Consider the following 23,239-nt stretch of genomic DNA (forward strand, 5'->3'; position numbering starts at 1 on the left):
CGCACATGTCAGGTTTGTGACGGGCTCAGCTCTCGGCCTTGGCAACCGTCTCTTGCGTGGATTCGATATCCAGCGGTGCGTCCTTGGCGACAACATCGTCCGACACGGTCTCGGTCGATGCGGCACCGACTTCGACGCCGGTGCTCTCTTCGGCAACGGCCTCTTCGACAGGCGCCTCTTCCATCGCACCAAGGTCAACGCCCGCCGCACCCAGCTGGGCGCTCATGCCATCAAGGGCCGCGCGCGATGCCAGGTCGCAATAAAGCGAAATGGCGCGGGCCGCGTCGTCATTGCCGGGAATGATATAATCCACACCATCGGGCGAACAGTTGGTGTCCACGACAGCCACAACCGGAATGCCCAGCTTGTTGGCTTCGGCCACGGCAAGCGCTTCTTTCTTCACGTCGATGACGAACAGAAGGTCCGGACGACCGCCCATCTCGCGGATACCGCCCAGCGACGCCTGCAGCTTGCCCTGATCCCGTTCCATGCCCAGACGCTCTTTCTTCGTCAGGCCGTCAAACCCGTTCGCCGCCTGCTCATCGATCGACTTCAGGCGGTTGATGGATTGCGATACGGTCTGCCAGTTGGTCAGCGTGCCGCCCAACCAGCGGTGGTTCATGTAGTACTGGGCGCATTTTTCGGCCGCATCCGCGATCGGTTGCGCCGCCTGGCGCTTGGTGCCCACGAACAGAACGCGGCCGCCCTTGGCAACGGTGTCCCGCACCGCTTGCAGGGCCTGGTCCAGCATGGGAACCGTCTGTGTCAGGTCCATGATGTGGATGCCATTGCGCGCGCCATAGATGAACGGCGACATGCGCGGGTTCCAGCGCTGTGTCTGGTGACCAAAGTGTACGCCTGCTTCCAGCAGCTGGCGCATGGAGAACTCGGGAAGAGCCATGTGCTTTATCCTTTTCCGGTTTATGCCTTGCCGAAGCCCATAGGTGCGGATGCACCAACCGGTGGACGGGTCGGGGATGTCTCCCCCGGCCGCCCGGCCTCGACTGCGAAGTGACGCGCGTATAGGCCAGCGAACCGGGCAACACAAGACCGAAAAGAAGGGGGCCTATCAGTCGTGCCCGAACGGAGAGGCAAAGCCCTTCCCGACAGGTTTAATCATGATTTCAAAGGCGGTGTGCTGGCCCGCCACCATGGACACCCGGATTTCAAAGTTGTCGTCGTTTATAACTCGGTGGACCTTGCCAATATGGGAGTTCAGATAGCTTTTGGCCCGCACGTTCTGTCCAATGGAATAACCGAACGTATTGAAAATCGGTGGTTCATACGTCATTCCCTTCTTGAGGAAAAGCTTGCGTTTCTTGTGGAAAAATTCACTGATCGACTTGTCCAGCGGCGTGCCATCCTTGGCCTTGCGCAGTTCGGATTCCGCAAAAGTCGAATAGGCCGCGCAGCGGTATTCGACCAGATCGTCCTCGTCATCATCCCGGTAGGTATCCAACCACAGGAACACCAACATACCCAACCCATCGACGGGGGATGTGGGGGAATAGTAGGCCAGGCATGTCTCGGCAATGACCTCCTCGTCCTCGTCGTAATGTCCCTTGAACCCGGCCGTCAGCAAGTGTTGCGCTTTCAAGGTGTTCTCGGGCGCGTCGAACCAATTGGCGCGGTCGTTTCGGTCACCATCCTCATCCAGAATGTTGCCGGTGAATTGCACCTGGTGAAAATCATAGTCGGTCAGGTTGGTGATACTGACACCGGACCCGTAGGTGTGTTTCACCTTGTCTTCGCTTTTGAACATGGAGGTGACTTGGTTCAGCGTGGACACAAGCGACCCGATAATGGCGGCCCCTTGCGCAATTGCGGCAATGCTCATTCAAATTCTCCCTCAAAGCAATCCGGCAACCCTACCCGACAATGCGTTTCGATCAACCGCGTTTTGTTCTGAACATACGAATGCGCATGTTCTGTGCCATCAGCCCCTCCGACCCTCGAAATTGGGTGTCGAACGCTTTGATGCACCCCAGCGGTGCATACTTTGTGCACAGGTTGTGCACGGACGGTGCACAGGGTGTAGCGACCGGTGAAACCGCTCCAAACGCAACAAAACCTTAAGATTTCGCAGTTTCGTTATCGCCCTGTTCACGCGCAGCAAGGGCATGATCACCCCGCACCGCCCGTTCCGCCGCGGCCGCCAGCGCCTTGCGATTGGCATAGTCCGACACGCGCAGCGGCGCATGATACGTCACCTCGACCCGCCCGTGACGGGGCAGCGCAAGCGTCGCCAGCAAGTGCGTGCCGAACTCCATGTCCCCCCACCATCCGTAGGTGCGCGCGTCGCGCCCCTCTGGCGCGTGGTAGACCACCGTCACAGGTTGCAACGACAGGTGCGGGCGCAACTCTTCTGAAAAGAAGGACGCAAAGAGCGTCGTCTTGAACGGCAGGACGCGCAGCCCGTCCGTGCTCGTGCCCTCGGGAAAGAACAGCAGGCGTTGACCTGCCAGCAAACGCTCTTCGAACAGGGCGGTCTGCGCCTTGGCGGCGCGTGGATCGCGGGCGATGAACAACGTGCCGGTGGCCCGCGCCAAGGTGCCGATGCCGGGCCATCCCGCCACTTCGGATTTTGACACGAAACAGATACGGTCAGCGGCATTCAGCACAAAGATGTCCAGCCAGGACGAATGGTTCGCGACAATAGCGCCCCGCCCCTGCATCGGCGCGCCCGTACGCCGGTACGACAGCCCCAGCCAGAACAGCGACACCCGGCAAACCATCTGCGTGATCCAGGGGGTCCATGGCCGGTGCAGACCGAAGACGGGCCGCTCGACCAGACGCAGCGGCAGCAGCACCGACAACCCGGCCACGATGACCAGAACGATGCCCATGCCACGCCAGATGATGCGCGCAACCGCGCCCGGCCCCTTGGACACATGATCCGGCGGCGGCGCGCCATCCCAGGTCATGTTCATGATTTTGCACCGTAAATGCGCTTTTGCCGGCCTGACATGGCGGCCGTGTCCATGATCAGGCATACATCGGTCGTATTGAAGGCGTGATCGACATAGGCGCCCTCGCCCACCACGCCACCCAGCCGCAGATAGGCCTTGATCAACGCGGGCACCTCGACCATGGCGGCGCGGCGATCGATCTGGTCTTCGGGCAGCAGGTCCATGGATGCCGCATGTGGCGGCCGTGCCGTGACGCGCAGATCGGCAGGGGCCAGATGCCGGCTGTGCAGCAGGGACAAGGGCTGCGCCAGCGCCTGCACATCCGTGCCATGGAACGAGGCGACCCCGAACATGATGTCGATATCGTGCTCGGCCACATAGGCCGCAAGCCCATTCCACAGATGGAACATCGCGGGTCCCCCGCGATACGCCCGATGCACGCAGGACCGGCCCAGTTCCAGCAATCGGCGGCCCGAAGCATGCAGCACGCTCAGGTCATACTCATCCTCGGAATAGTACTGGCCCGCCGCCCGCGCCTGTTCGGACCGCAACATCCGGTAGACGGCGACCACCTGCCCGGCCGCATCGTCGTGCAGCAACAGATGGTCGAAATAGGGATCAAATCGGTCCTGCTCAAGCTGTGCCGCGTGATCCACCAACGTACCGCCACCGCCCAATTCGCGCACGAAGACTTCGTAGCGCAACCTCTGTGCCGCGCGCAGTTCGGCGTCGGTCGTGGCAAGCGCCACGCGGAATTCGGGGGCATTGGTCTTGGTCATTGCACGGGGTGTAGCGGGCTGCATTGGAAATGGACAGGTTTGAGCTAGGGCGCGACCTGAGGTTGCATCATGTTAACACTTCGGAAAGGATGTTCAGGCATCAAATACGGGTATCAACGCAACCCGCGTCCCATCAATCACCACCTTGCCCTCGTTGGGGAAATTGACGGTGACCTTGGCCGCGATGTTGCTTTGGACCTGCCCGATTCCCCAGTCTTCGTACTGCGGATGACGCACGAACATACCGGGGGCCAGAATGGCATTCAGATCTTCCATGAACGGGATCCACCCATCGCTGAATTGGGAGGCCACATATGGGCCAGAGTAATATCAACCTTGCCGCCCTGATCGGCAGCCGTATTTGCCACGACCTCATATCCCCAATCGGCGCGATCAACAACGGGCTGGAACTTTTGGGGATGTCGGATGCCCGCGAAGGGCCCGAACTTGATCTGATCTCGGAAAGCGTGGGCAATGCCAGTGCGCGCATCCGGTTTTTCCGCATCGCATATGGTGCCGCCAGCGAACAGATGCTGGGCCGGGCCGAAGTCGTGTCGATCCTTTCCGACAGCATGCGGGGCGGGCGGTTGAAGGTGTTCTACGGTCCGCTTGACCCGCAACCCCGGTGGGCGGTGCGCATGGCCTTCCTTGCCGTGCAATGCCTAGAAACCAGCCTGCCCTATGGCGGTCGGGTCGAAATCGCGTGCTGCGACGGGGCCTGGGACATCACGGGCCATTCGGCCAAGCAAAGCGTGGATGATGCGCTTTGGGGTCTGCTGAAAGGACAAGACGTGGATGAACTTGCCCCGGCCCATGTCCAGTTTGCGCTGCTGCCCGCGGTCGCGTCTGACGCGCAACGGGCCTTGCATACGCAAACAACACCGGACTTCGTGTCGATCCGGTTTTAGGCGCGGACGGTCCCGTCCCCCCGAACAAGATACTTGAAACTGGTCAGCTGGGCCGCGCCCACGGGTCCACGCGCGTGCATCTTGCCGGTGGCAATCCCGATCTCGGCCCCCATGCCGAACTCGCCGCCATCCGCAAACTGGGTGGAGGCATTGTGCATCAGGATCGCGCTGTCCAACTGATTGAAGAACTGCGCAGCCGCCTGGGCATCCTCTGTCAGGATACAATCAGTGTGGTTTGATCCATGCGTCCGGATATGGGCAATGGCAGCGTCGATGTCCGGGATGACGCGGGCGGCAATATCCATGTCCAGATACTCTTTGCCCCAGTCCTCATCGGTGGCGGCCATGACCCCTTCGATGCTCTGCAAGGCGACGTCCGCGTGCACGCGCACACCGGCATCCATCAGCGCCTTCACAACGCCCCGCCCCATGGTCGTGGCCACGTCTTCGTGGATCAAGAGACACTCTGCCGCGCCGCAGATCCCCGTGCGCCGCGTCTTGGCATTCAGCACGACCCTCAGCACCTTTTCGGGATCCGCAGCCTTGTCGATATAGATGTGCACGATGCCCTCAAGATGGGCAAAGACAGGCACCCGAGCCTCACGTTGCACCAGCCCGACCAACCCCTTGCCCCCACGCGGCACGATCACATCAATGGTGTCGGTCATGGTCAGCATCTCGCTGACCGCGGCCCGGTCGCGCGTGGGTACCAGTTGGACCGCGTCCTCGGGCAGGTTCGCATCGCGCAACCCCGCCTGCAGCGCCGCATGTATCGCGCCGGACGAATGGAAGCTTTCGGACCCGCCGCGCAGGATCACCGCGTTCCCGGCCTTCAGACACAGCGCGCCTGCGTCAGCCGTCACGTTGGGGCGGCTTTCATAGATGACACCAACGACCCCCAGCGGCGTGCGCACGCGCTGAATGTTCAGACCCGTGGGCTGGGTCCATTCGGCCAGAACCTCGCCCACTGGGTCGGCCTGTTCTGCCACGGCGCGCAAACCGTCCACGATGCCCCGAATGCGGTCTTCATCCAGTCGCAGCCGGTCCAACATGGCATCCGACAGCCCCTTGTCGCGGCCAAATACCATGTCCTTGTCATTGGCGACGATGATGGCCTCGCGACTGTTCCAGACGTGTTCGGCTGCAGCAATCAAGGCAGCGTGCTTGCGTTCAGCGCTGGCAAAGGCCAGCGTTGCCGCTGCGGATCTGGCGCGGGCGCCGATGTTGGCCATCAGGGTGGGAATGTCAGCGAAGTCTTTCATCGGTCGCGTCCTTTGCAGGCAGGGGTCCAGAGGATTTCGATGCCTCCGGCGGTCGTATTTGTAGTCGGAAGAAGATCACAGTGCCATATCATCACGGTGGATCAGTGCAGCGCGGCCCGGATATCCCAGCAACGCTTCGATCTCGGCACTCTGGTGGCCCTTGATCTTTTGCGCTTCCTCAGCGGTATAGCGGCTCAGACCCAGCCCAAGCTGATGCCCGTCCGGCCCGGTGATCGCGACCGGGTCGCCGCGCCCAAACGTCCCTGTAACCGCATGAACACCAGCGGGTAACAGGCTGTTTCCATTTGACAAAGCCCGCGCGGCCCCTGCATCCAGCGTCACCGCGCCAAGCGGTTTCATCGCCGCAATCCAGCGCTTGCGGGCCACTTGCGGGTCGAGCGTGGCCGTAAACCACGTGGCGTTGGCCCCTGTGTGCAGGGCCGTCAGCGGGCGCAGCGCCGCCCCGTGGCAGATCGCCATGGCACACCCTGCTGCCGTGGCCGTCTTGGCGGCCATCAGCTTGGTCTTCATGCCGCCCTTGGACAGACCGGAGCCCGCATCCCCCGCCATCGCCTCGATCGCCGGGGTGATATGATCAATCACGTCATACCGTGTCGCGGTGGCGTCTTCGGTCGGGTTGGCGGAATAAAAGCCATCCACATCCGACAGCAGCACCAGCATATCGGCCCCTATGGTCGCGGCAATCTGCGCCGCAAGGCGGTCGTTGTCGCCAAAGCGGATCTCGTCCGTGGCAATCGTGTCGTTTTCGTTCACGATGGGCACCACGCCCAAACCAACCAGTTGTTCAAGCGTCGCACGCGAATTCAGGTAGCGGCGGCGGTCACGGCTGTCCTCAAGCGTCATCAACACCTGTGCGGTGGTGATGCCATGGGGCGCAAGCGCCTCTTCATAGGCGCGCGCCAGGCGGATCTGGCCCACCGCCGCGGCCGCCTGAGACTGTTCCAACGCTAGGTCCGTGGCGGGCAATTGCAACACGCCCCGCCCCAACGCGATCGACCCGGACGACACCAGCACGACCTGCACGCCCTGCCCCGTCAGCCAGGCTACGTCCTCCGCCAGGGCGCTCAGCCAGTCGTTGCGCAACGCCCCCGTGGTCCGGTCCACCAGAAGGGCCGACCCGATCTTGACCACCAGCCGCGTGGCGGTGATCAGGGACGCCATGGGTCTTCCTCTTCCGCGGGGCGATGGCGCAGGCGGTCATCGTCGATCTGACCGCGCAATGCGCGCAGCACCTCGGTGACCCCCTCGCGCGCCACGCTCGACATCAGCATGACCGGACCACCCGACGCCTCTACGAGCGCGGCGCGGGCGGCGGCGCGTTCCTCGTCGTCCAGGGCGTCGATCTTGTTCAGAACGGTCACGCGCGGCTTGTCGGCCAGATCGCCGCCATAGGCTTCCAGCTCGCCGATGATGGTGGCGTAGTCCTCGGCAACCGTCTGTGATGTGCCATCGACCAAATGCAGCAGAACCGCGCAGCGTTCGACATGGCCCAGGAACAGGTCCCCAAGGCCGCGCCCTTCGGAGGCACCTTCGATCAGACCGGGAATGTCGGCCACCACGAATTCGGTGTTGTCGACGCCCACGACGCCCAGGTTCGGGTGCAGCGTCGTGAACGGATAATCCGCGATCTTGGGCCGCGCATTTGACGTCGTGGCCAGGAACGTGGACTTGCCGGCATTGGGCAGACCCAGCAGCCCCACATCGGCAATCAGTTTCAGGCGCAGCCAGAGCGTGCGCTCGACCCCCTCCTGCCCGGGATTGGCACGGCGTGGGGCCTGGTTGGTTGCAGATTTGAAATGCAGGTTGCCCCAGCCACCATTGCCACCGCGCGCCAGTTCAACCGTGTCACCGACGTTTACCAGGTCCGCGATCACCGTCTCCTGGTCTTCGTCCAGGATTTCTGTCCCCGCGGGGACACGCAGCAGGATGTCGTCGCCGTCCTTGCCGGTGCGCTGCCGCCCCATACCGGGTTGGCCGTTCTTGGCAAAGAAGTGCTGCTGGTAGCGGAAGTCGATCAGCGTGTTCAGCCCGTCCACGGCTTCGGCGATGACGGATCCGCCCCCACCGCCGTCACCGCCGTCGGGCCCCCCGTATTCAATGTATTTTTCGCGCCGGAACGAGATGCACCCGTTTCCGCCTGCACCCGAGCGGATGTAGACCTTGGCCAGATCAAGAAATTTCATGGGGTCGTCCTAGCGCGGGGGTGCGCCCCCCGCAATCAGAGTTTGCGGCTATAGGTCCAGGTGGGCACCGTTGCATCCCGCGCGACAGAGAAGCTTTCGGCATCGCCCAGATATTCGAACCCGCAATGGGTCAGCACACGGGCCGAGGCCGGATTGTCCTGAAACACAGACGCGAACATCGTCGCATGGTCCATCGGGTTCGCCTCGACCAGCGCCTGAACGGCATCAGACGCCAGCCCGGTGTTCCAGAAATGCGGCGCGACCCAATACCCGACTTCGGACTGGTTGCGATCCATCCGGGTCAAAGAGATCAGACCCATCACTTCGGCCCCGCCCGATTTCAAACCGTCCATAGCCCACACATCCTCGTCCCGCTCGTCCGCCATGGACCGCGCGACAAAGGCTTCGATCATTCCGGGGGGAAGCGGGTGCGGGATGGACTGTGTATTGCAGGCCACGCGTTTGTCGCCGGCATACATCTCGATCAGCCCCATGTCCGACCGACGCAGCGGGCGCAGCACAAAGCGCTCGGTCTCGATCACGTTTTGGGTCACGATTTTCTCCATCTCCATCGTCATGTTCCTCCTCCGAACAGAACAAACAGAACCGATGCCACCGTAAGGGCGGCAAGGGTATACATCAGATAGGGTTCCGCACGCGTTCCTGCGAGGGTGCGCGCGATCCGATCACCGGCAAGTGTCCATAACGGATGCAAGACCACCTGCGTGGCCAGCAATATCCCGGCGATGGTTGCAGTTGCGACAAACGGGTCCGTACCCGGCGCCACAAACCCGGTAAAACCTGCAACGATCATCGCCCATGCCTTTGGGTTCAGGGGGTGAACGATCAACCCAGCAACGAAACCCGGCGCCTTTGGTGCGTGATCGGAGGGGCCAAGGCGCAGTTGCGACACCTTCCACGCCAACCAGATGATGTAGGCGGCGGAGACATATTTGAGTGTCTCGAACACCCAAGGGGCGCGCGCGGCCAGTTCCATCAGGCCAAAGCCAACAGGCCAGATCACGAATTGTTTCCCCACCGCCACGCCGGCCACAAAGGGCAGCGCCGCCCGAAAGCCATAGCGCGCACCGGTGGCCAGCAGCGCCATGTTTGCAGGCCCCGGCGTCCCCACCTGGCTGGCCGCGAAGACGGCGAAGGTGGCGGCCGCGACACTCATGTCAGACGCACCAGATCACGGTCGAGCAGACCCATGATCAGGTCATCGTGCCAGTCCTTGCCGATCAGCGCCGCTTCGCGTTCGCGCCCTTCGACCTTGAAACCCACCTTTTCATAGGCGGCGACGGCGCGGTCATTGAAGTCAAGCACGCGGCATCCCAACCGGTGCAGGCCAATCTGGTCGAAGGCGTGCGCGGCCAGAACCCGCATGGCCTCGGTACCAAGGCCCTTGCCCAGGGCCGCAGGGTCAAGAATGCCAATGGCAATCTGCGCGCGCTTGTCGGCATGGTTGACCGTGTGCAGGCGCACGGACCCAAGCAGCCGCGCCTCGGCCTCGATCACCCACGCGTTGGCATCGGTTTGCAAGGCGTTGACCCAGGCCTCGGCCGCGTCGCGCGTGATGTCGCGCACCTGACCGGGATCACCACCAAACATCCTGATGATGTCGGGCGTGTTCCCCAGTGCAAACCGTCTATCGACGTCCCCGGGCAGGACATCACGCAGCACAACGCGGTGCCCGCGCAAAACGGGTTTGGCCACAGTATTCATGTCTGCGCCTCCCACCGGCTTTGGGTTAGAACCATACGTTGCAGAACGTGGCAGTCCCCTGTGGCGGGGCTGCGGGCCTGCTCTTGCGAGGTGCGCACAAATCCCAGCTTTTCTAACACATGGCGCGAGGCCGCGTTTTCCATGAAATGGCCACTTTGCAATTCATTATGGCCGTACCCAAAGTGACGGGTGATCATGGCGCGCGCCGCCTCTGATGCATAGCCCTGCCCCCAGTGGTTCTTGCCCAGCCAATAGCCAAGTTCGCCTTGTGTTCCAATGCAGCCGACCACCTGATCACCGACACAGATCATGAATGTGTGGCCACTGCCGACAGCCACGCGCGCGATGAATTCATGCGCATCCTTCAGGCCATAGGGGTGCGGCACACGGGTCAGCCAGCGCGACACCTCAAGATCGCCGACAAGGGCGGCAATGGCGGCGGCGTCCCGCTGCTCGGGCATTCGCAGTATCAGGCGTTGGGTTGTCATATGGTCTGTCATCAGACCGTCCTCGCTGGTTGCGGGGGGCGGAAACGGAAAAGGGACCGGCGTTTCCGCCGATCCCTGATTTTGTCAAAACCTTTCGGGCGCGGCTTACTCTGCGGCCTCCGCCGCCGGCAGGACCGAAATAAACGTGCGGTTCTTGAGACCCTTGTGGAAGGTCACAGAGCCATCGACAGTTGCAAAGATCGTGTGATCCTTGCCCATGCCCACGCCTTCGGCTGGCCAGAACTTGGTGCCGCGCTGACGCACGATGATGTTGCCGGGAATGACAGCTTCACCGCCATATTTCTTCACGCCAAGACGGCGGCCCGCGGAATCGCGACCGTTACGGGATGAACCGCCTGCTTTTTTGTGTGCCATGCGTCTCTCTCCTTAGCCTTGGGTCTTTTCTTTGGCCTGTTCGATCCAGCCTTCACGCTCGATCCGGCCTTTGAAAGACAGTTTCTCGTCCATATCAGCAACGTCCTCGGGGGTCCATGCTGCAATCTGCGCGAAGGTGGTGACACCGTTTTCGTGCAGCTTCTTCTCAAGCGCGGGACCCACACCCGACAGTTCCTTCAGATCGTCAGCCCCGGCTGCGGCCGTCTTGGGCGCGGCTTTCTTGGCTTCTTTCTTTGGCTCTGCCTTGGCTTCGGCTTTTGGGGCCTCGGCTTTGGGCGCTGCGGCCTTCTTGGCTTTCTTCGGGGCGGCAGCAGCTGCGGCCGCGCCAAAGCCCGCGCCGTTTTCGGCGGCCATCACGCCCGACTTGTCCGCGCCAGAGGCGAGGATGTCGGTGATCTTCACCAGCGTCAGTTGCTGACGGTGGCCCTTGGTGCGTTTCGAACTGTGCTTCCGGCGACGCTTGACGAAATTGATCGTCTTGGGGCCTTTGATCTGTTCGATGACTTCGGCCTGGACGCCCGCGCCCGCGACAACGGGGGAACCGACCTGGGGCGCGTCGCCACCAACCATCAGCACTTCGTTGAATTGGACTTTGTCACCTGCATTTGCGGCCAGTTTTTCAACGCGGAGCGTGTCGCCCGATTGAACTTTGTACTGTTTGCCGCCGGTTTTCATAACCGCGAACATTGCGTTCTTCCTTTGTCAGCCGCGTTCTGTGGCCCCGGTTGCCCGGTGTTGTTGGCTTTCGCCGCCTCGAACAGCGCGCCCTGCATGGGGCGTCATTACGAAATAAAGCACCGCCGGGAGAACCCAGCGGCGACTGCGCGGCTTTTGGGCCAAGAGGTCGGGGTTGTCAACGTCTAAGTGTCACGCCTGTGCCTGTTGCCTGATTGTGCCGGGGGTCAGGCCAAGATGGCGGCCCACCACGGTGGTCAGATGCGCCTGCGAACTGAACCCGCAGGCATAGGCGATCTCGACCAGGGGCATCGCGGTTTCGGTCAGAAGGCGGCGCGCCTGATCGACGCGCATCTGCGTCAGGTACTGGTGAAAAGTCATGCCGGTGGCCGATTTGAAGGAGCGTCCAAAGCCGAAGATGTCGCGTTGAAGCAGGGCCGAGACCTCTTCGAGGCCGATATTCTCTTCGAGATTGTCCTGAACAAAATCCCGAACCGCGCTCAGTTCCGTACGTGTCAACGGTTTCACGGCGCGTTCGACCGCGTTGCAAAGAGACTTCATCAGTTCGACCGCAATCTGCGTGTTGCACGCCTCGGTCATCGACCGCCAACCCATATCCTGGCGCGCCGCCAGTTCGATCAGGGCCGCCATCTTGCGCGCCAGTCTCGGATTGCGAAAGGCCATCCTTGGGTCGTCCGTCGGGGCGGATCGGAATTCCGGGTTATCTTCCTTCACCCGCTGAACAAGCGTCGTGTCAAGCGTGATCAGCGTGTTGCGTGTGGTGCCATCGAACTCATATTCTTGATGCACACCCTCAGGCACAAAATACAGCAGCCCGGACGTCACATCATGCTGCCCGGCGCGGCCATCCATTCGGGTTTTTACGTGGCCTTCGCTGTCAATGGTCGAGATCAACGTGATTTGATCGGACATTTTAATACTGCTGGAATGGGACCGCGCGGAAAATCGGGCGGCCTGCATACCGGACGCGTCGTAAACCGTGTTCGCCTCGACGTCGACCTGGCCGGTCTTAAGCAAGCTGTTGATGGCATCCTGCATGACAAAGTGCGCCATCGATGTCTTTGTCGCTTCGGCTTCCATTCGCATTGTGCGCACCCTTTGTTCGCTTTGCACAAGCCTGTGCAAGTCAGCACCATACACTATGACGCGCTTGGGCGCCTTTCACATATCTGCAACAATATCCTGTCCTTTCGCCGCTCCACACGCGCGGCGACAATGCGCAGTTTTGGCCCGACGCGATCGGCCTATAGCTCGTTCTGAGGCAACAAACGCCCCGCCGCTTGCCCCAGCGCATAGGACAGCGTGGTATAGCTTTGCCCAAATCCAAGAAACAGCGCGTTGTCCACCGCCTGGCCGACTTCGGTATCCCAGAAGGCGGTGTAGATGGCGATGTCGTCCTCTGTCATCGCGGATTGCACCAGCGCGTTATACCCACGCAGCCAGCTTTCGGTGTCGGTCAGGATGCGGGCCCGCAAACGGTCCAGGTTCGGCTGCGCATCTGTTGATCCGGATGCATCGGCCAGCCCATCCAGAAACGCGGCCTGTGCCGCCACGGCGATGTCCGTGTTCCGTTCAATCAGGTCACGTGCCAGCAGGTAATCGGTGACAGGTTTGGCCTGTGCGGACGGCGCCACCTTGGCCGCCTCTTCAATCGTCTCATCCAGAAAGGCCTGCCGCGCCTGCACCTCAAGTTCGACGATGCGTGCGCCCAGATCACTCTCGAAGAACAGCAGCGCCTGTTCCGCCGCGCCCGGATCCAGTTCCTCGCCCATGACGGTCCGCAATTCGGCCTCGATCCGCTGCGGATCGTACAAACGCTGCACGGTTGCGGCCCAGACGTCGCCGCCCTGCCGGTCCAGAAATGCCTCGTCAATTGCCTGACCGGCCTCGACCCCCTCGGTTGAAAAGGCCACGATCAACTCCGGAATGCCCATCGCATCAATCAATCTGTTCACATCGGCGCAGGCAGATTGCGCCGCAAAACAGATCGACAGGCCAAGCGCGGCAAGGCGCATCTAAAGCTCCTGACTGGGTTGCAGGGATTGCATGGCGCGCGCCAAGGCTTCGAACCTGTTGGCCATGATCTCGTATTGCACCGCGTTCATCAGATCATAGACATGGCGCATCTTGGGATGCTCCAGCGCTTCGGTGTATTCCAGAACCTCTGCATCCGAAAAGGACTGGTAGGTATAGGCCGCACCGGTCAGGGCGCTGGCAGCGATCTCTTGCTTCAACACGTCTTCGTCGCTGGCCAGCAATTCGCGCAGGTCCGGCTCTTCCAATTGCAGCTCGATCACGCCCGCACCCGCCGCGGCCATCAGAAACCGCACCTGAATTTCCTGGATCGCACGCACGCTGACACCGGCCGTATCCGACGCCTCGTTCATGCGCTTGAGATAGGCCAGACGCGGGCTGTCCAATTGCTCAAGCCCCGCAACGATCGCCTCGCCGCTTTCGTGCTTCAGGGTGTCATCCTCTTTCATATGGCTGGCATTCTCGGCCTCGACCAGGCGCTGGCCCAGATCGGTGGCATAGAAGTCTGCCGCGTGGGACAGCATGTCATCCTCAAGCGTCCGCTCCAGGATGTCGAGCGCAAGGTCGTGCATCGTTTCCGTCCGGAAGACATCCGTGGTCAGGCGCGTCCATTCCGTGCCAAAATCCTCGGCCTGCATGCCCAGCATCTGCGGGGCGGATTCCGCCGACAGTCGTATGCTTTCCAGCGCAACGTCAAAGCCCGTGACTTCCAGAAAGTCCTGCAACTTGGCCCGATCCGCGGCCGAAGCCATCATGGGGGCGGCGACGGTCAGTACGAGGGCCGCAAAGCCAATTCGAAGGGCGCGCATCGTAATCCTTTCCTGATTTCTGCTCTGATATGTTGTGTTGATTGCAAGGTTATGTGTTTTTACCGGCGCGTCCATCAAATTTCCCGTGTGGGCAAGAATGCGCAAAAACCGCCTTGCGCGTGGCCCGTGTTCCCTCTAATTGGGCGCACCAGACCCCCGCGGAGAGGTGCCGGAGTGGTCGAACGGGGCGGTCTCGAAAACCGTTGTGGGTGCAAGCCCACCCAGGGTTCGAATCCCTGTCTCTCCGCCATTTCATTGCAGTTCAACAACATAAAAGTTGGACGGGCATGTGCGACACAAGGTGGAGCACCACGCCCATGAAACCGTCTGCGTGGCTGTCGCCGTCACGGCAGTTTGGAGCGGATCGACTTTCGGGCCTGTCGACGGTCAATGCGCCGGCGGAACTGAACCTGGGCCGGACCGTACGGAGGACGGCGACGCAAACACCCAGCAATTCGATCACGCTGACCAGGGTCAGCCTGGCCGATCTGGACGGGTTTGATTTCTCATTCTGAATGCAGCCGGACGGTGAGGTGCACCGCGCCTAGCTCTCTTGCACGAAATCCACATGGATGTGGTTGCCGTCCGGGTCCCAGACATTGAAGGCGGCAAGGTTCATCGCATCAATGCCGGACCTGCGGAACGACACGCCCTTCAATTGCAAGCGTTCCTGAAACGCTTCGGCATCGCCCGACGCGCGAAAGGCAAAATGTTCGATCTTCAGCGCGGTTTCGGATCCCGCAGCGCCATCCTCCTCTACCGCAACCAGATGCACGACCGGCACGTCGCCTGCATAAAGCCAGGCGCCGTCAAATCCGAAATCGGGCCGCTCCCCGGCGAACAGGCCCAATATCTCTTCGTACCATTGGATCATCTCGGCAAGCCGCGTGGTGCGCAGGTTCACGTGATCCAGACGTTCAATGGGCATCGGGCTCTCCTTCTTGCGGCGCACCCTAGCCGTAATTGGTTAGCGCGTCATCCGGTACACAGCACCATTGCCGACGGAAATGAATAGAATGCTTCCATCCGGCGCTTCGACGATATCGCGCACCCGCAATGTTTCGTCCCCCTCGATCTGTTCGAGCTCGCGGGCAGTGATCCCATCGATGGCCAGTCGCGAGATATAGCTGAACTTGAGCGAGCCGACGAACATGTCCCCCTGCCACTCGGGAAACATGCCGCCCTGATAGATCATGAGACCGGACGGAGCCATCGAAGGGTCCCAGTAGAACGCGGGCTGCTCCATGCCCTCCTGCGACTGGCCCTGGCCAATTGTGGCGCCGGAATAGTGCACCCCATAGGAAATGACAGGCCAGCCGAAATTGGCACCTTTTCTGACCCGATTCACTTCGTCCCCGCCGCGCGCGCCATGCTCTGCCGTCCAGAGCGTGCCTCGTCCGTCAAGGCCCGCACCCTGCGGATTGCGGTGCCCATAGGACCAGATGTGCGGCTGGATGCCATCCTGGCCCAGAAATGGATTGTCGGCGGGCACGCTGCCGTCCCGGTTGACCCGCACGATGGCCCCGTTGTGGTTGCTGCGGTCCTGTGCCGATGGGCGGTCGCCCCGGTCGCCAATGGTCACGAAAAGCGTGCCATCCGACGCTTCGACAACGCGGCTGCCAAAGTGCCGTCCGGTCGTCCCGCCGGGCGCACTTTCGAAGAGGTCGCGCAGGTTTTCAAGCCGTGTTCCATCCGCACTCAACTCGGCGGCGGCCAGCGCCGTACCGGACCCGCCCCCTTGCGGCTTGGAATAGGTCAGAAACAACGTTCGGCTCTCCGCAAAGTCGCGGGCAAGGGTGATGTCCAGCAATCCGCCCTGCCCCTGCGCTGCCACACGCGGTGTGCCGCGGACCTGTCGGGCCTGACCGTCCTGCACCAGGATCAGCTGTCCGCCCCGCTGCGTGATCAACAGCGCGCCGTCCGGGGTTTCGGCCACGCCCCAGGGTTGATCCAGCCCACTGACAATGGCCGAGACGGACACCGCCCCCTGTTCTGTTTCAAGGGCCAGCGCCCCCGTGGGCAAAAGGGCAAAGGCAAGAACGGCAAAGCGGCGCATGGGCAACTCCTTGGGATCAGGTTTGATACAAACCTAGTCACGCCGCAGGTCCGATCCACCCACTTTCCCGTGGGGCAAGGCAGACTATTCGACTTTCCTTTTCACAAACGCACGCTTAGTTTTCGATCAGGACAAAGATCCACAGGGAGTAAACACATGAAAAAACTGCTTATGGCTTCGGCCGCAACGGCATTGATGGCAGGCACCGCGTTTGCGGGCGGCCACGCCAAAGAAGTCAAGATCGGTATCATTCTGGGCTTTACCGGGCCGATTGAATCGCTGACGCCATCCATGGCGGACGGGGCCGAGCTGGCAATGAAAGAGGTGACCGATTCCGGTCTGCTTCTGGACAGCGCAACAGTGACACCCGTGCGCGCCGATTCGACTTGTGTCGACGCGGGCGCTGCAACGGCGGCGGCAGAACGTCTGGTCACCTCCGACAAGGTCGATGGCATCATGGGCGCCGATTGCTCGGGTGTCACCGGCGCGATCCTGAATAACGTGGCCGTCGCAAACGGCGTTGTCATGGTATCCCCCTCGGCCACCTCGCCCGGCCTGTCGCACAACGACAACGAAGACAACGGCCTGTTCTTCCGCACCGCACCGTCGGACGCGCGCCAGGGCGTCGTGATGACCGAAGTGCTGATGGAAGAAGGCATCAAGGAAGTCGCGGTCACCTACACCAACAATGACTACGGCAAAGGTCTGGCGGACAGCTTCCAGGCGGCCTTCGAGGCTGCGGGCGGCACCGTGACCATCAACGCGGCGCACGAAGACGGCAAGGCCGACTATTCGGCTGAAGTGGGCGCACTGGCTGCGGCGGGCGGCGATCGCCTGGTGGTTGCGGGCTACGTGGACCAGGGCGGTTCAGGCATCGTGCGGGCCGCGCTCGATTCCGGCGCGTTTGACACGTTCCACTTCCCCGATGGCATGATCGGCGCAAAGCTGCAGGAAAACTTCGGTGACGAAATCGAGGGATCGACCGGTCAGCACCCCGGCACCGACAGCCCGGGCGCCGCGAAATTCGCGGAAATGGTCGGAGATGCCTTTGACGCGACATCGCCCTTCACGCCCGAAAGCTATGACGCGGCAGCCTTGATCATGCTGGCCATGCAGGCCGCAGATTCCAAGGACAGCAACGACTACAAGGAAAAGCTGATGGACGTGGCCAACGCGCCGGGCGAACAGATCTTCCCCGGCGAACTTGCCAAGGCGCTGCAAATCCTCAAGGACGGTGGCGACATCGACTATGTCGGTGCCACAGCGGTTGAACTGATCGGCCCCGGTGAAAGCGCGGGCAACTACCGCCAGATCGTCATCGATGGCGGCGAGATCACGACGGCCAAGTACCGCTAAGCGGACCATCCGGACAAACAGACAGCCCGAGGCGAAACCTCGGGCTGTTTCAACATCTTGAAGACTGTTCTTAAGACAGCACGGGGATATACATGATCGTCGTTGACGACATTCACAAGCATTTCGGCGGGTTCCACGCCGTCGATGGCGCATCGCTGTCGATCGAAGCGGGCTCCATCACCGGGCTGATTGGGCCAAATGGCGCTGGAAAAACCACTCTTTTCAATGTGATCGCGGGCGTTCTTCCACCAACATCCGGACGCGTGACCATGGATGGCGAGGACATCACCGGCCTGCCGCCGCACACCCTGTTTCACAAGGGCCTGTTGCGCACCTTCCAGATCGCACATGAATTCAGCTCGATGACCTGCCGCGAGAACCTGATGATGGTGCCCGGCGCACAATCGGGCGAGACGCTGTGGAACACATGGTTCGGGCGCAAGCGGATCGCGGACGAAGAGCGGGCCCTTGCCGCCAAGGCGGACGAGGTCCTTGAGTTCCTGACCGTTGAACACCTGGCGGACCACAAGGCCGGGCAGGTGTCAGGCGGACAGAAAAAGCTGCTGGAACTGGGCCGCACCATGATGGTCGACGCCAAGATCGTCTTTCTGGACGAGGTGGGCGCAGGGGTGAACCGCACGCTGTTGAACACCATCGGCGACGCCATTTTGCGCCTGAACAAAGAGCGCGACTATACTTTCGTGGTGATCGAGCACGACATGGATTTCATCGGAAAGATTTGCGATCCGGTCATCTGCATGGCCGAGGGCAAGGTGCTGGCCGAAGGAACCCTGGCCGAGATCAAGGCCAATGAGCACGTGATCGAGGCGTATCTGGGCACCGGCCTGAAGAACAAGGACAAGGTGGGCGCATGACCGTGTTTCGAATTGGCTGCGCCGATCCGACCGACGCGGGGGTTTCACCCCCGCACCCCCATCGTATTTTCAGTCGGAAGAAACTGTGGGGTGTGCCATGAGCAACCCGTATCAAGAGGGGCGCGGGAACAAGGACGCATCCGTCACAAACCCGCGCGGCACCGGATCGCTGCTCGCGTCCCCCGGAACCAAGGGCACGATGAACACGGCCGAGGCGTTCCTGATCGGCGACACGATGACAGGCGGCTATGGTGCCGGTCCGGACATCCTGCACGACTGCACCGTGGCCGTGAACCCGGGCGAGATTGCGGTGATCGTCGGCCCCAACGGCGCGGGCAAGTCCACCGCGATGAAGGCCGTGTTCGGGATGCTGGATGTGCGACAAGGCTCTGTCCGGCTGGATGGCGAGGACATCACCGACTTGTCCCCGCAGGACCGCGTGGCCAAGGGCATGGGGTTTGTGCCCCAGACGTCGAACATCTTCACGTCCATGACGGTCGAGGAGAACCTGGAAATGGGGGCCTTCATCCGGCGCGACGATGTCTCGGACACGATGGCGCAGGTGTATGACCTGTTCCCGATCCTGAAGGAAAAGCGCCGCCAGCCCGCGGGCGAATTGTCGGGCGGCCAGCGTCAGCAGGTCGCCGTGGGCCGCGCGCTGATGACCCAGCCCAAGGTGTTGATGCTGGACGAACCCACCGCAGGGGTCAGCCCCATCGTGATGGATGAGCTGTTCGACCGCATCATCGAGGTTGCCCGCACCGGCATCCCGATCCTGATGGTTGAACAGAACGCCCGTCAGGCGCTCGAGATTGCAGACAAAGGCTATGTGCTGGTGCAGGGCCGGAACGCGTATACGGGGACGGGCAAGGAACTGCTGGCCGACCCGGACGTGCGCAAGAGTTTCTTGGGGGGATAAAATGAGGGCGATCCTTGCGATCATTGCCTTGTCTTCACCTGCGATCGCGCTCACGGAAGCCGATCTAACTGCCGACGGCTATGTCGCTATGGACTGCCTCTTTGACCAACGTTGTGTCATTGGGCAGCCCTGCGTCACAGCGTGGCGAGACGTAAGGTGGCTGATGAAAGACGAGGACGGCGCCGCATACCAAGTGCGGCGCGGCGGAGACCTGTCGCGCCGAGCCCATCTGATGATGGACGCCAGGTGGAAAGGCACCTCCGAAGCGCGCGCAATCGTCATGCAGATGCGAGAGGCTGTGGCGTCGCATTTGACCGTATTTGATGGCGGTGGAGCGATCCAATCATTTCAATACGCCGCAAACCCCGGGGCTGGACAGTTTTACTTGGGCACGTGCGAGGTGATCGAATAATGGACCTGCTCAACGCCTTCATCACCCTTGCCAACTTCGTCCTGATCCCCGCCATCGCCTATGGCTCCCAACTCGCCCTCGGCGCGCTTGGGGTCACCCTCATCTACGGCATCCTGCGCTTTTCCAACTTCGCCCATGGCGACACGATGGCCTTTGGCACCATGGCGACCATCCTGATCACCTGGGGCTTCCAGGCTGTCGGCATCTCTGCCGGCCCCCTGCCCACCGCCCTGCTCGCCCTGCCCTTCGGCATCGGCGTCTGCGCCCTGCTGGTGCTGGCCACCGACCGCGGCGTCTATCGCTTCTACCGCACGCAAAAGGCGAAACCGATCATCTTCGTCATGGTCAGCCTCGGTGTCATGTTCATCATGAACGGCCTTGTCCGCTTCATCATCGGCCCCGATGACCAGCGGTTCTCGGACGGCGAACGCTTCATCATCTCCGTGCGTGAGTTCAAAGCCCTCACCGGCCTCGACGAAGGGCTGGCGATCAAGACGACCCAAGGCATCACGGTCATCACCGCCATTATCGTTGTGGCGCTGCTGTTCTATTTCCTGAACCGCACGCGCACCGGCAAATCCATGCGGGCCTATTCGGACAACGAAGACCTTGCGCTGCTGTCGGGCATCAACCCCGAGCGGGTGGTCATGGTCACATGGCTGATCGTTGCGGCACTGGCGACAGTGGCGGGCGTCCTCTACGGCCTCGACAAATCGTTCAAGCCCTTTGTCTATTTCCAGCTTCTGCTGCCCATCTTCGCCTCTGCCATCGTGGGCGGTCTGGGCAGCCCGCTGGGGGCCATCGCGGGCGGCTTCACCATCGCGTTCTCCGAAGTGCTGATCACCTATGCCTGGAAGAAGGTCGCGGGCTACGCCCTACCGGACAGCCTCGCCCCTGACGGCCTGGCTCAACTCCTCAGCACGGACTACAAATTCGCGGTGAGCTTCGTGATCCTGCTGATCGTCCTTCTGTTCCGCCCCACCGGTTTGTTCGCAGGGAAATCCGTATGACAGACAAAAGCACAAACGCAGGGAATTATCGCATCGACAGTCTTCTGGCGTGGCTCTTTGGTCCGGCTGGAAGCGTCCAGCGGGCCATCCTCTATTTCACCATCATGGCCGCGATGCTGATCGGAACCGGCTACTATCAAAGCTGGGACACCGCGCTGCAAATCCTGAACTTTTGCCTGATTGCCGCCATCATGGCACTGGGCGTGAACCTGCAATGGGGGTTCGCGGGGCTGTTCAACGTGGGCATCATGGGCTTTGTCGCGCTTGGCGGCCTTGCCACCGTTCTCGTCGCCATGCCCCCGGAGGGAGAGGCATGGGCGGCGGGTGGCCTGCGGGTCATCCTTGCCCTCGTGCTTGGTGCGGCCACGATCGTTGGCGCCATCCTGGCGTATAACGCGCTGCCCAAGGGGCGGGTGCGCACCATTGGGTTGCTTGTCATCCTTGTCGCCGGGTTCTTCATCTACCGCGCGGTCTTTGACGGCGGCGTGCAGGCAGTCGAGGCGGTCAACCCCGCCAACGCAGGCTATCTCGGGGGCCTTGGCCTGCCCGTGCTGCTGGCCTGGCCCGTGGGCGGACTGCTGGCAGCAGGGGCGGCTTGGATCATCGGCAAAACGGCCCTGGGCCTGCGTTCCGACTACCTCGCCATCGCAACGCTGGGCATTGCGGAAATCATCATCGCCATCATGAAAAACGAAGACTGGCTGGCCCGCGGCGTGAAAAACGTGGTGGGCCTGCCGCGCCCCGCGCCTTACGAGATCGACCTGCAGAACAACGCGGCCTTCGTGGAACGCGCCACCGGCCTTGGGATCGACCCGGTCACCGCCTCCACACTCTGGGTCAAGGCAATCTACGCGGGCCTCTTCACCGTCGTCCTGCTGATCCTCTTCATCCTTGCCCAACGCGCGCTGCATTCCCCGTGGGGGCGCATGATGCGCGCCATCCGCGACAACGAGGTTGCGGCAGAGGCGATGGGCAAGGACGTGACCGCCCGGCATTTGCAAATCTTCGTGCTCGGCTCCGCCATCTGCGGCATTGCGGGCGCGATGATGACCACGCTTGACGGGCAGTTGACGCCCGGCACCTACCAGCCGCTGCGTTTCACCTTCCTTGTCTGGGTCATGGTGATCGTGGGCGGGTCCGGCAACAACCTTGGCGCCGTGCTGGGGGGGTTCCTGATCTGGTGGCTGTGGGTCATGGTCGAACCCATTGGCCTGTGGGTCATGCAGGTGGTCACGTCGGGCATGGCCGACGGCTTCTGGCTGCGCGAACACCTGCTGGACTCGGCGGCGCATATGCGACTTTTGACCATGGGGATCGTGCTGCTTCTGGTGCTACGGTTCAGTCCCAGAGGATTGATACCGGAGAAATGACATGCAGCGCATCGCGGCCCGCACCGCATGGACCATTGCGGGCCTTTTGCTGCTGTTCGTTCTGATCCAGGGCTTTGTCTGGCATGCCGCATATCGCGGCGCGGTTGGGCTGTCCGGTGACCCCACCGCCATCGAACGGCTGACCGGGCCGCGCGGCAGCATCGTGGCGCTTTTTGCCCATATGGTGACGGGTGCGCTTGTCACCACGTTGTCCGTCATCCAGTTGGCGGGGCCCATCCGCCGCCGGTGGCCGCGCCTGCATCGAAACTCGGGCCGTCTTCTGGCGGTCGCGGCACTGCTGACGGGTATCGGCGGGCTGGTGTATATCGCGCGCAGCGGAACGGTGGGCGGGACCGACATGTCGGCCGCCTTTGGTCTGTATGGCGTGCTGATGATCATTGCGGCTATTCAGACGCCCCGTCTTGCCATGCACCGCGACTATGACCGTCACCGCCGCTGGGGCCTGCGGCTGATCATTCTGGGGCTCGGCTCGTGGTTCTACCGGCTGCATTACGGACTGTGGTTCGGGATCACCTGTTCCCTGGGGGATGCCACCTGCGGGATGGGGGTGCAAAGCGACTTTTCCGGCCTGTTCGACCGGATACAGGTCTGGGCCTTCTACCTGCCCTACCTGTTGGTGCTCGAATGGTGGCTGCGCCGCCGTCCACAACCGGTCAGAAGGTGATGTCGGCGGCCACGCGCAGATCGCGCAGGGGCCGCACGATGTCGATGGATTGCTGATACAGCGGATGCGCCTTGTAGTCAGCCAGGGCCTGACTGTCGCGGAACTCGGCGTAGACCACCACATCAACCTCATCGGACAGGGCGTCATTGCGGGTGTTGCGTCGCACCGAAATCACATCGGCATGGGGGTTCTTCTCAAGAATGGACAAGCCGTCAAACACACGGTCCACATCCGTGCGTTCGCGGGCACGGAAAAAGACGACATGGCGCAAACGATGGGCATCGGGCATGACACGTGACCCTGTGTGGCACGGGCGCATCCTGCGCCCGCACTTCATATGGGTGCC

General features: G+C 61.9%; 29 protein-coding genes and 1 tRNA gene. 10 read left to right on the forward strand and 20 right to left on the reverse strand.

What is annotated here, in order from left to right; all coding sequences use genetic code 11:
* Window positions 1-25: 25 nt before the first annotated feature.
* The 5 genes from rpsB to Q0844_RS02890 form a co-directional block, all read right to left on the reverse strand.
* Window positions 26-901: a 30S ribosomal protein S2 gene (rpsB, locus tag Q0844_RS02870; RefSeq protein WP_299041906.1), complete on the reverse strand. Its 876-nt coding sequence runs from the start codon at window positions 899-901 to the stop codon at window positions 26-28.
* Window positions 902-1,069: 168 nt separating this feature from the next.
* Window positions 1,070-1,837, reverse strand: coding sequence for a hypothetical protein (locus tag Q0844_RS02875; protein WP_299041909.1), 768 nt, complete (start codon window positions 1,835-1,837; stop codon window positions 1,070-1,072).
* A gap of 235 nt (window positions 1,838-2,072) precedes the next feature.
* Window positions 2,073-2,924 (reverse strand): 1-acyl-sn-glycerol-3-phosphate acyltransferase, encoded by an 852-nt coding sequence (locus tag Q0844_RS02880; protein ID WP_299045181.1) that lies wholly within the window; start codon window positions 2,922-2,924, stop codon window positions 2,073-2,075.
* A 2-nt stretch (window positions 2,925-2,926) separates the two neighbouring features.
* Window positions 2,927-3,688 (reverse strand): GNAT family N-acyltransferase, encoded by a 762-nt coding sequence (locus Q0844_RS02885; protein WP_299041912.1) that lies wholly within the window; start codon window positions 3,686-3,688, stop codon window positions 2,927-2,929.
* A gap of 93 nt (window positions 3,689-3,781) precedes the next feature.
* Complete coding sequence (locus Q0844_RS02890; RefSeq protein ID WP_299041914.1) at window positions 3,782-3,964, reverse strand: DUF3553 domain-containing protein; 183 nt, start codon at window positions 3,962-3,964, stop codon at window positions 3,782-3,784.
* Between the two features lie 38 nt (window positions 3,965-4,002).
* Here Q0844_RS02890 and Q0844_RS02895 point away from each other — a divergent pair, with 38 nt between their 5' ends.
* Window positions 4,003-4,596 (forward strand): histidine phosphotransferase family protein, encoded by a 594-nt coding sequence (locus Q0844_RS02895; RefSeq protein WP_299041916.1) that lies wholly within the window; start codon window positions 4,003-4,005, stop codon window positions 4,594-4,596.
* On the opposite strand, the gene Q0844_RS02900 is transcribed toward Q0844_RS02895, so the two are convergent.
* The 12 genes from Q0844_RS02900 to Q0844_RS02955 all read right to left on the reverse strand — a co-directional run bounded on the left by Q0844_RS02900 (window position 4,593) and on the right by Q0844_RS02955 (window position 14,210).
* The gene (locus tag Q0844_RS02900) at window positions 4,593-5,858 is read right to left on the reverse strand and encodes a glutamate-5-semialdehyde dehydrogenase (RefSeq protein WP_299041918.1); all 1,266 of its coding nucleotides are present in this window, start codon (window positions 5,856-5,858) and stop codon (window positions 4,593-4,595) included. The two genes, Q0844_RS02895 and Q0844_RS02900, sit on opposite strands and share 4 nt — an antisense overlap.
* A 75-nt stretch (window positions 5,859-5,933) precedes the next feature.
* Window positions 5,934-7,040, reverse strand: coding sequence for a glutamate 5-kinase (gene proB, locus Q0844_RS02905; protein ID WP_299041921.1), 1,107 nt, complete (start codon window positions 7,038-7,040; stop codon window positions 5,934-5,936).
* Complete coding sequence (gene obgE / locus Q0844_RS02910; protein ID WP_299041924.1) at window positions 7,028-8,062, reverse strand: GTPase ObgE; 1,035 nt, start codon at window positions 8,060-8,062, stop codon at window positions 7,028-7,030. The genes proB and obgE overlap by 13 nt, the downstream gene beginning before the upstream one ends.
* Before the next feature lie 35 nt (window positions 8,063-8,097).
* The gene (locus Q0844_RS02915) at window positions 8,098-8,634 is read right to left on the reverse strand and encodes a GNAT family N-acetyltransferase (RefSeq protein WP_299045182.1); all 537 of its coding nucleotides are present in this window, start codon (window positions 8,632-8,634) and stop codon (window positions 8,098-8,100) included.
* Between the two features lie 2 nt (window positions 8,635-8,636).
* Window positions 8,637-9,239 (reverse strand): LysE family translocator, encoded by a 603-nt coding sequence (locus Q0844_RS02920; RefSeq protein ID WP_299041925.1) that lies wholly within the window; start codon window positions 9,237-9,239, stop codon window positions 8,637-8,639.
* Complete coding sequence (locus tag Q0844_RS02925; protein WP_299041927.1) at window positions 9,236-9,787, reverse strand: GNAT family protein; 552 nt, start codon at window positions 9,785-9,787, stop codon at window positions 9,236-9,238. Before Q0844_RS02925 ends, Q0844_RS02920 begins: the two co-directional genes overlap by 4 nt.
* Entirely contained in the window at window positions 9,784-10,287 is a 504-nt protein-coding gene (locus Q0844_RS02930) for a GNAT family N-acetyltransferase (RefSeq protein ID WP_299041929.1), read from the reverse strand. Before Q0844_RS02930 ends, Q0844_RS02925 begins: the two co-directional genes overlap by 4 nt.
* Before the next feature lie 93 nt (window positions 10,288-10,380).
* A complete protein-coding gene (gene rpmA / locus Q0844_RS02935; RefSeq protein ID WP_299041931.1) occupies window positions 10,381-10,650 on the reverse strand; it encodes a 50S ribosomal protein L27 in 270 nt (89 codons plus the stop codon).
* 12 nt (window positions 10,651-10,662) lie between these two features.
* Window positions 10,663-11,358 (reverse strand): 50S ribosomal protein L21, encoded by a 696-nt coding sequence (locus tag Q0844_RS02940; protein ID WP_299041933.1) that lies wholly within the window; start codon window positions 11,356-11,358, stop codon window positions 10,663-10,665.
* A gap of 180 nt (window positions 11,359-11,538) precedes the next feature.
* The gene (locus tag Q0844_RS02945) at window positions 11,539-12,453 is read right to left on the reverse strand and encodes an AraC family transcriptional regulator (RefSeq protein WP_299041935.1); all 915 of its coding nucleotides are present in this window, start codon (window positions 12,451-12,453) and stop codon (window positions 11,539-11,541) included.
* Window positions 12,454-12,611: 158 nt separating this feature from the next.
* A complete protein-coding gene (locus tag Q0844_RS02950) occupies window positions 12,612-13,382 on the reverse strand; it encodes a DUF2059 domain-containing protein (protein WP_299041936.1) in 771 nt (256 codons plus the stop codon).
* The gene (locus Q0844_RS02955) at window positions 13,383-14,210 is read right to left on the reverse strand and encodes a DUF2059 domain-containing protein (protein ID WP_299041937.1); all 828 of its coding nucleotides are present in this window, start codon (window positions 14,208-14,210) and stop codon (window positions 13,383-13,385) included.
* A 160-nt stretch (window positions 14,211-14,370) separates the two neighbouring features.
* On the opposite strand from Q0844_RS02955, the gene Q0844_RS02960 reads away from it, so the two are divergent.
* A tRNA-Ser gene (locus Q0844_RS02960) sits at window positions 14,371-14,460 on the forward strand.
* A gap of 67 nt (window positions 14,461-14,527) precedes the next feature.
* Window positions 14,528-14,725 (forward strand): hypothetical protein, encoded by a 198-nt coding sequence (locus tag Q0844_RS02965; RefSeq protein WP_299041939.1) that lies wholly within the window; start codon window positions 14,528-14,530, stop codon window positions 14,723-14,725.
* 29 nt (window positions 14,726-14,754) lie between these two features.
* Here the strand turns inward: Q0844_RS02965 and Q0844_RS02970 are convergent, their stop codons facing one another.
* Window positions 14,755-15,138 (reverse strand): VOC family protein, encoded by a 384-nt coding sequence (locus Q0844_RS02970; RefSeq protein WP_299041942.1) that lies wholly within the window; start codon window positions 15,136-15,138, stop codon window positions 14,755-14,757.
* Between the two features lie 39 nt (window positions 15,139-15,177).
* Window positions 15,178-16,266 carry a PQQ-dependent sugar dehydrogenase gene (locus Q0844_RS02975; protein WP_299041943.1) on the reverse strand — a complete coding sequence of 363 codons (1,089 nt, stop codon included), beginning with the start codon at window positions 16,264-16,266 and terminating at the stop codon, window positions 15,178-15,180.
* Between the two features lie 156 nt (window positions 16,267-16,422).
* On the opposite strand from Q0844_RS02975, the gene Q0844_RS02980 reads away from it, so the two are divergent.
* The 7 genes from Q0844_RS02980 (at window position 16,423) to Q0844_RS03010 (ending at window position 22,893) form a co-directional block, all read left to right on the forward strand.
* Window positions 16,423-17,622, forward strand: a complete 1,200-nt coding sequence (locus Q0844_RS02980; RefSeq protein ID WP_299041944.1) for an ABC transporter substrate-binding protein — start codon at window positions 16,423-16,425, stop codon at window positions 17,620-17,622.
* 92 nt (window positions 17,623-17,714) lie between these two features.
* Window positions 17,715-18,497: an ABC transporter ATP-binding protein gene (locus Q0844_RS02985; protein ID WP_299041946.1), complete on the forward strand. Its 783-nt coding sequence runs from the start codon at window positions 17,715-17,717 to the stop codon at window positions 18,495-18,497.
* A gap of 97 nt (window positions 18,498-18,594) precedes the next feature.
* Window positions 18,595-19,416: an ABC transporter ATP-binding protein gene (locus Q0844_RS02990; protein ID WP_299041947.1), complete on the forward strand. Its 822-nt coding sequence runs from the start codon at window positions 18,595-18,597 to the stop codon at window positions 19,414-19,416.
* A gap of 1 nt (window position 19,417) precedes the next feature.
* The gene (locus Q0844_RS02995; protein ID WP_299041949.1) at window positions 19,418-19,828 is read left to right on the forward strand and encodes a hypothetical protein; all 411 of its coding nucleotides are present in this window, start codon (window positions 19,418-19,420) and stop codon (window positions 19,826-19,828) included.
* Window positions 19,828-20,838: a branched-chain amino acid ABC transporter permease gene (locus Q0844_RS03000; RefSeq protein WP_299041951.1), complete on the forward strand. Its 1,011-nt coding sequence runs from the start codon at window positions 19,828-19,830 to the stop codon at window positions 20,836-20,838. The genes Q0844_RS02995 and Q0844_RS03000 overlap by 1 nt, the downstream gene beginning before the upstream one ends.
* 485 nt (window positions 20,839-21,323) lie before the next feature.
* The gene (locus Q0844_RS03005) at window positions 21,324-22,208 is read left to right on the forward strand and encodes a branched-chain amino acid ABC transporter permease (RefSeq protein ID WP_366523000.1); all 885 of its coding nucleotides are present in this window, start codon (window positions 21,324-21,326) and stop codon (window positions 22,206-22,208) included.
* Between the two features lies 1 nt (window position 22,209).
* Window positions 22,210-22,893, forward strand: coding sequence for a DUF2306 domain-containing protein (locus Q0844_RS03010; protein ID WP_299041953.1), 684 nt, complete (start codon window positions 22,210-22,212; stop codon window positions 22,891-22,893).
* Here the strand turns inward: Q0844_RS03010 and Q0844_RS03015 are convergent.
* Window positions 22,883-23,182, reverse strand: a complete 300-nt coding sequence (locus tag Q0844_RS03015; RefSeq protein WP_299041955.1) for a Dabb family protein — start codon at window positions 23,180-23,182, stop codon at window positions 22,883-22,885. The two genes, Q0844_RS03010 and Q0844_RS03015, sit on opposite strands and share 11 nt — an antisense overlap.
* Between the last annotated feature and the right edge of the window lie 57 nt (window positions 23,183-23,239).

It is taken from the genome of uncultured Tateyamaria sp. (genome assembly GCF_947503465.1).
Lineage (GTDB): Bacteria > Pseudomonadota > Alphaproteobacteria > Rhodobacterales > Rhodobacteraceae > Tateyamaria.

What these genes read in the sequence shown, in the direction of transcription:
- Q0844_RS02890 (WP_299041914.1), bottom strand. Translation starts at nt 3,964, where the DNA reads ATGGAAGATCTGAATGCCATTCTGGCCCCCGGTATGTTCGTGCGTCAT.
- Q0844_RS02930 (WP_299041929.1), bottom strand. Translation starts at nt 10,287, where the DNA reads ATGACAGACCATATGACAACCCAACGCCTGATACTGCGAATGCCCGAG.
- Q0844_RS02940 (WP_299041933.1), bottom strand. Translation starts at nt 11,358, where the DNA reads ATGTTCGCGGTTATGAAAACCGGCGGCAAACAGTACAAAGTTCAATCG.
- Q0844_RS02970 (WP_299041942.1), bottom strand. Translation starts at nt 15,138, where the DNA reads ATGCCCATTGAACGTCTGGATCACGTGAACCTGCGCACCACGCGGCTT.
- Q0844_RS02990 (WP_299041947.1), top strand. Translation starts at nt 18,595, where the DNA reads ATGAGCAACCCGTATCAAGAGGGGCGCGGGAACAAGGACGCATCCGTC.
- Q0844_RS02955 (WP_299041937.1), bottom strand. Translation starts at nt 14,210, where the DNA reads ATGCGCGCCCTTCGAATTGGCTTTGCGGCCCTCGTACTGACCGTCGCC.
- proB (WP_299041921.1), bottom strand. Translation starts at nt 7,040, where the DNA reads ATGGCGTCCCTGATCACCGCCACGCGGCTGGTGGTCAAGATCGGGTCG.
- Q0844_RS02920 (WP_299041925.1), bottom strand. Translation starts at nt 9,239, where the DNA reads ATGAGTGTCGCGGCCGCCACCTTCGCCGTCTTCGCGGCCAGCCAGGTG.
- Q0844_RS02900 (WP_299041918.1), bottom strand. Translation starts at nt 5,858, where the DNA reads ATGAAAGACTTCGCTGACATTCCCACCCTGATGGCCAACATCGGCGCC.
- rpsB (WP_299041906.1), bottom strand. Translation starts at nt 901, where the DNA reads ATGGCTCTTCCCGAGTTCTCCATGCGCCAGCTGCTGGAAGCAGGCGTA.
- Q0844_RS02995 (WP_299041949.1), top strand. Translation starts at nt 19,418, where the DNA reads ATGAGGGCGATCCTTGCGATCATTGCCTTGTCTTCACCTGCGATCGCG.
- Q0844_RS02980 (WP_299041944.1), top strand. Translation starts at nt 16,423, where the DNA reads ATGAAAAAACTGCTTATGGCTTCGGCCGCAACGGCATTGATGGCAGGC.
- Q0844_RS02965 (WP_299041939.1), top strand. Translation starts at nt 14,528, where the DNA reads ATGAAACCGTCTGCGTGGCTGTCGCCGTCACGGCAGTTTGGAGCGGAT.
- Q0844_RS02985 (WP_299041946.1), top strand. Translation starts at nt 17,715, where the DNA reads ATGATCGTCGTTGACGACATTCACAAGCATTTCGGCGGGTTCCACGCC.
- Q0844_RS02950 (WP_299041936.1), bottom strand. Translation starts at nt 13,382, where the DNA reads ATGCGCCTTGCCGCGCTTGGCCTGTCGATCTGTTTTGCGGCGCAATCT.
- Q0844_RS02895 (WP_299041916.1), top strand. Translation starts at nt 4,003, where the DNA reads ATGGGCCAGAGTAATATCAACCTTGCCGCCCTGATCGGCAGCCGTATT.
- rpmA (WP_299041931.1), bottom strand. Translation starts at nt 10,650, where the DNA reads ATGGCACACAAAAAAGCAGGCGGTTCATCCCGTAACGGTCGCGATTCC.
- Q0844_RS03000 (WP_299041951.1), top strand. Translation starts at nt 19,828, where the DNA reads ATGGACCTGCTCAACGCCTTCATCACCCTTGCCAACTTCGTCCTGATC.
- Q0844_RS02880 (WP_299045181.1), bottom strand. Translation starts at nt 2,924, where the DNA reads ATGACCTGGGATGGCGCGCCGCCGCCGGATCATGTGTCCAAGGGGCCG.
- Q0844_RS03010 (WP_299041953.1), top strand. Translation starts at nt 22,210, where the DNA reads ATGCAGCGCATCGCGGCCCGCACCGCATGGACCATTGCGGGCCTTTTG.
- obgE (WP_299041924.1), bottom strand. Translation starts at nt 8,062, where the DNA reads ATGAAATTTCTTGATCTGGCCAAGGTCTACATCCGCTCGGGTGCAGGC.
- Q0844_RS03015 (WP_299041955.1), bottom strand. Translation starts at nt 23,182, where the DNA reads ATGCCCGATGCCCATCGTTTGCGCCATGTCGTCTTTTTCCGTGCCCGC.
- Q0844_RS02915 (WP_299045182.1), bottom strand. Translation starts at nt 8,634, where the DNA reads ATGGAGATGGAGAAAATCGTGACCCAAAACGTGATCGAGACCGAGCGC.
- Q0844_RS02885 (WP_299041912.1), bottom strand. Translation starts at nt 3,688, where the DNA reads ATGACCAAGACCAATGCCCCCGAATTCCGCGTGGCGCTTGCCACGACC.
- Q0844_RS02975 (WP_299041943.1), bottom strand. Translation starts at nt 16,266, where the DNA reads ATGCGCCGCTTTGCCGTTCTTGCCTTTGCCCTTTTGCCCACGGGGGCG.
- Q0844_RS02875 (WP_299041909.1), bottom strand. Translation starts at nt 1,837, where the DNA reads ATGAGCATTGCCGCAATTGCGCAAGGGGCCGCCATTATCGGGTCGCTT.
- Q0844_RS02945 (WP_299041935.1), bottom strand. Translation starts at nt 12,453, where the DNA reads ATGCGAATGGAAGCCGAAGCGACAAAGACATCGATGGCGCACTTTGTC.
- Q0844_RS02925 (WP_299041927.1), bottom strand. Translation starts at nt 9,787, where the DNA reads ATGAATACTGTGGCCAAACCCGTTTTGCGCGGGCACCGCGTTGTGCTG.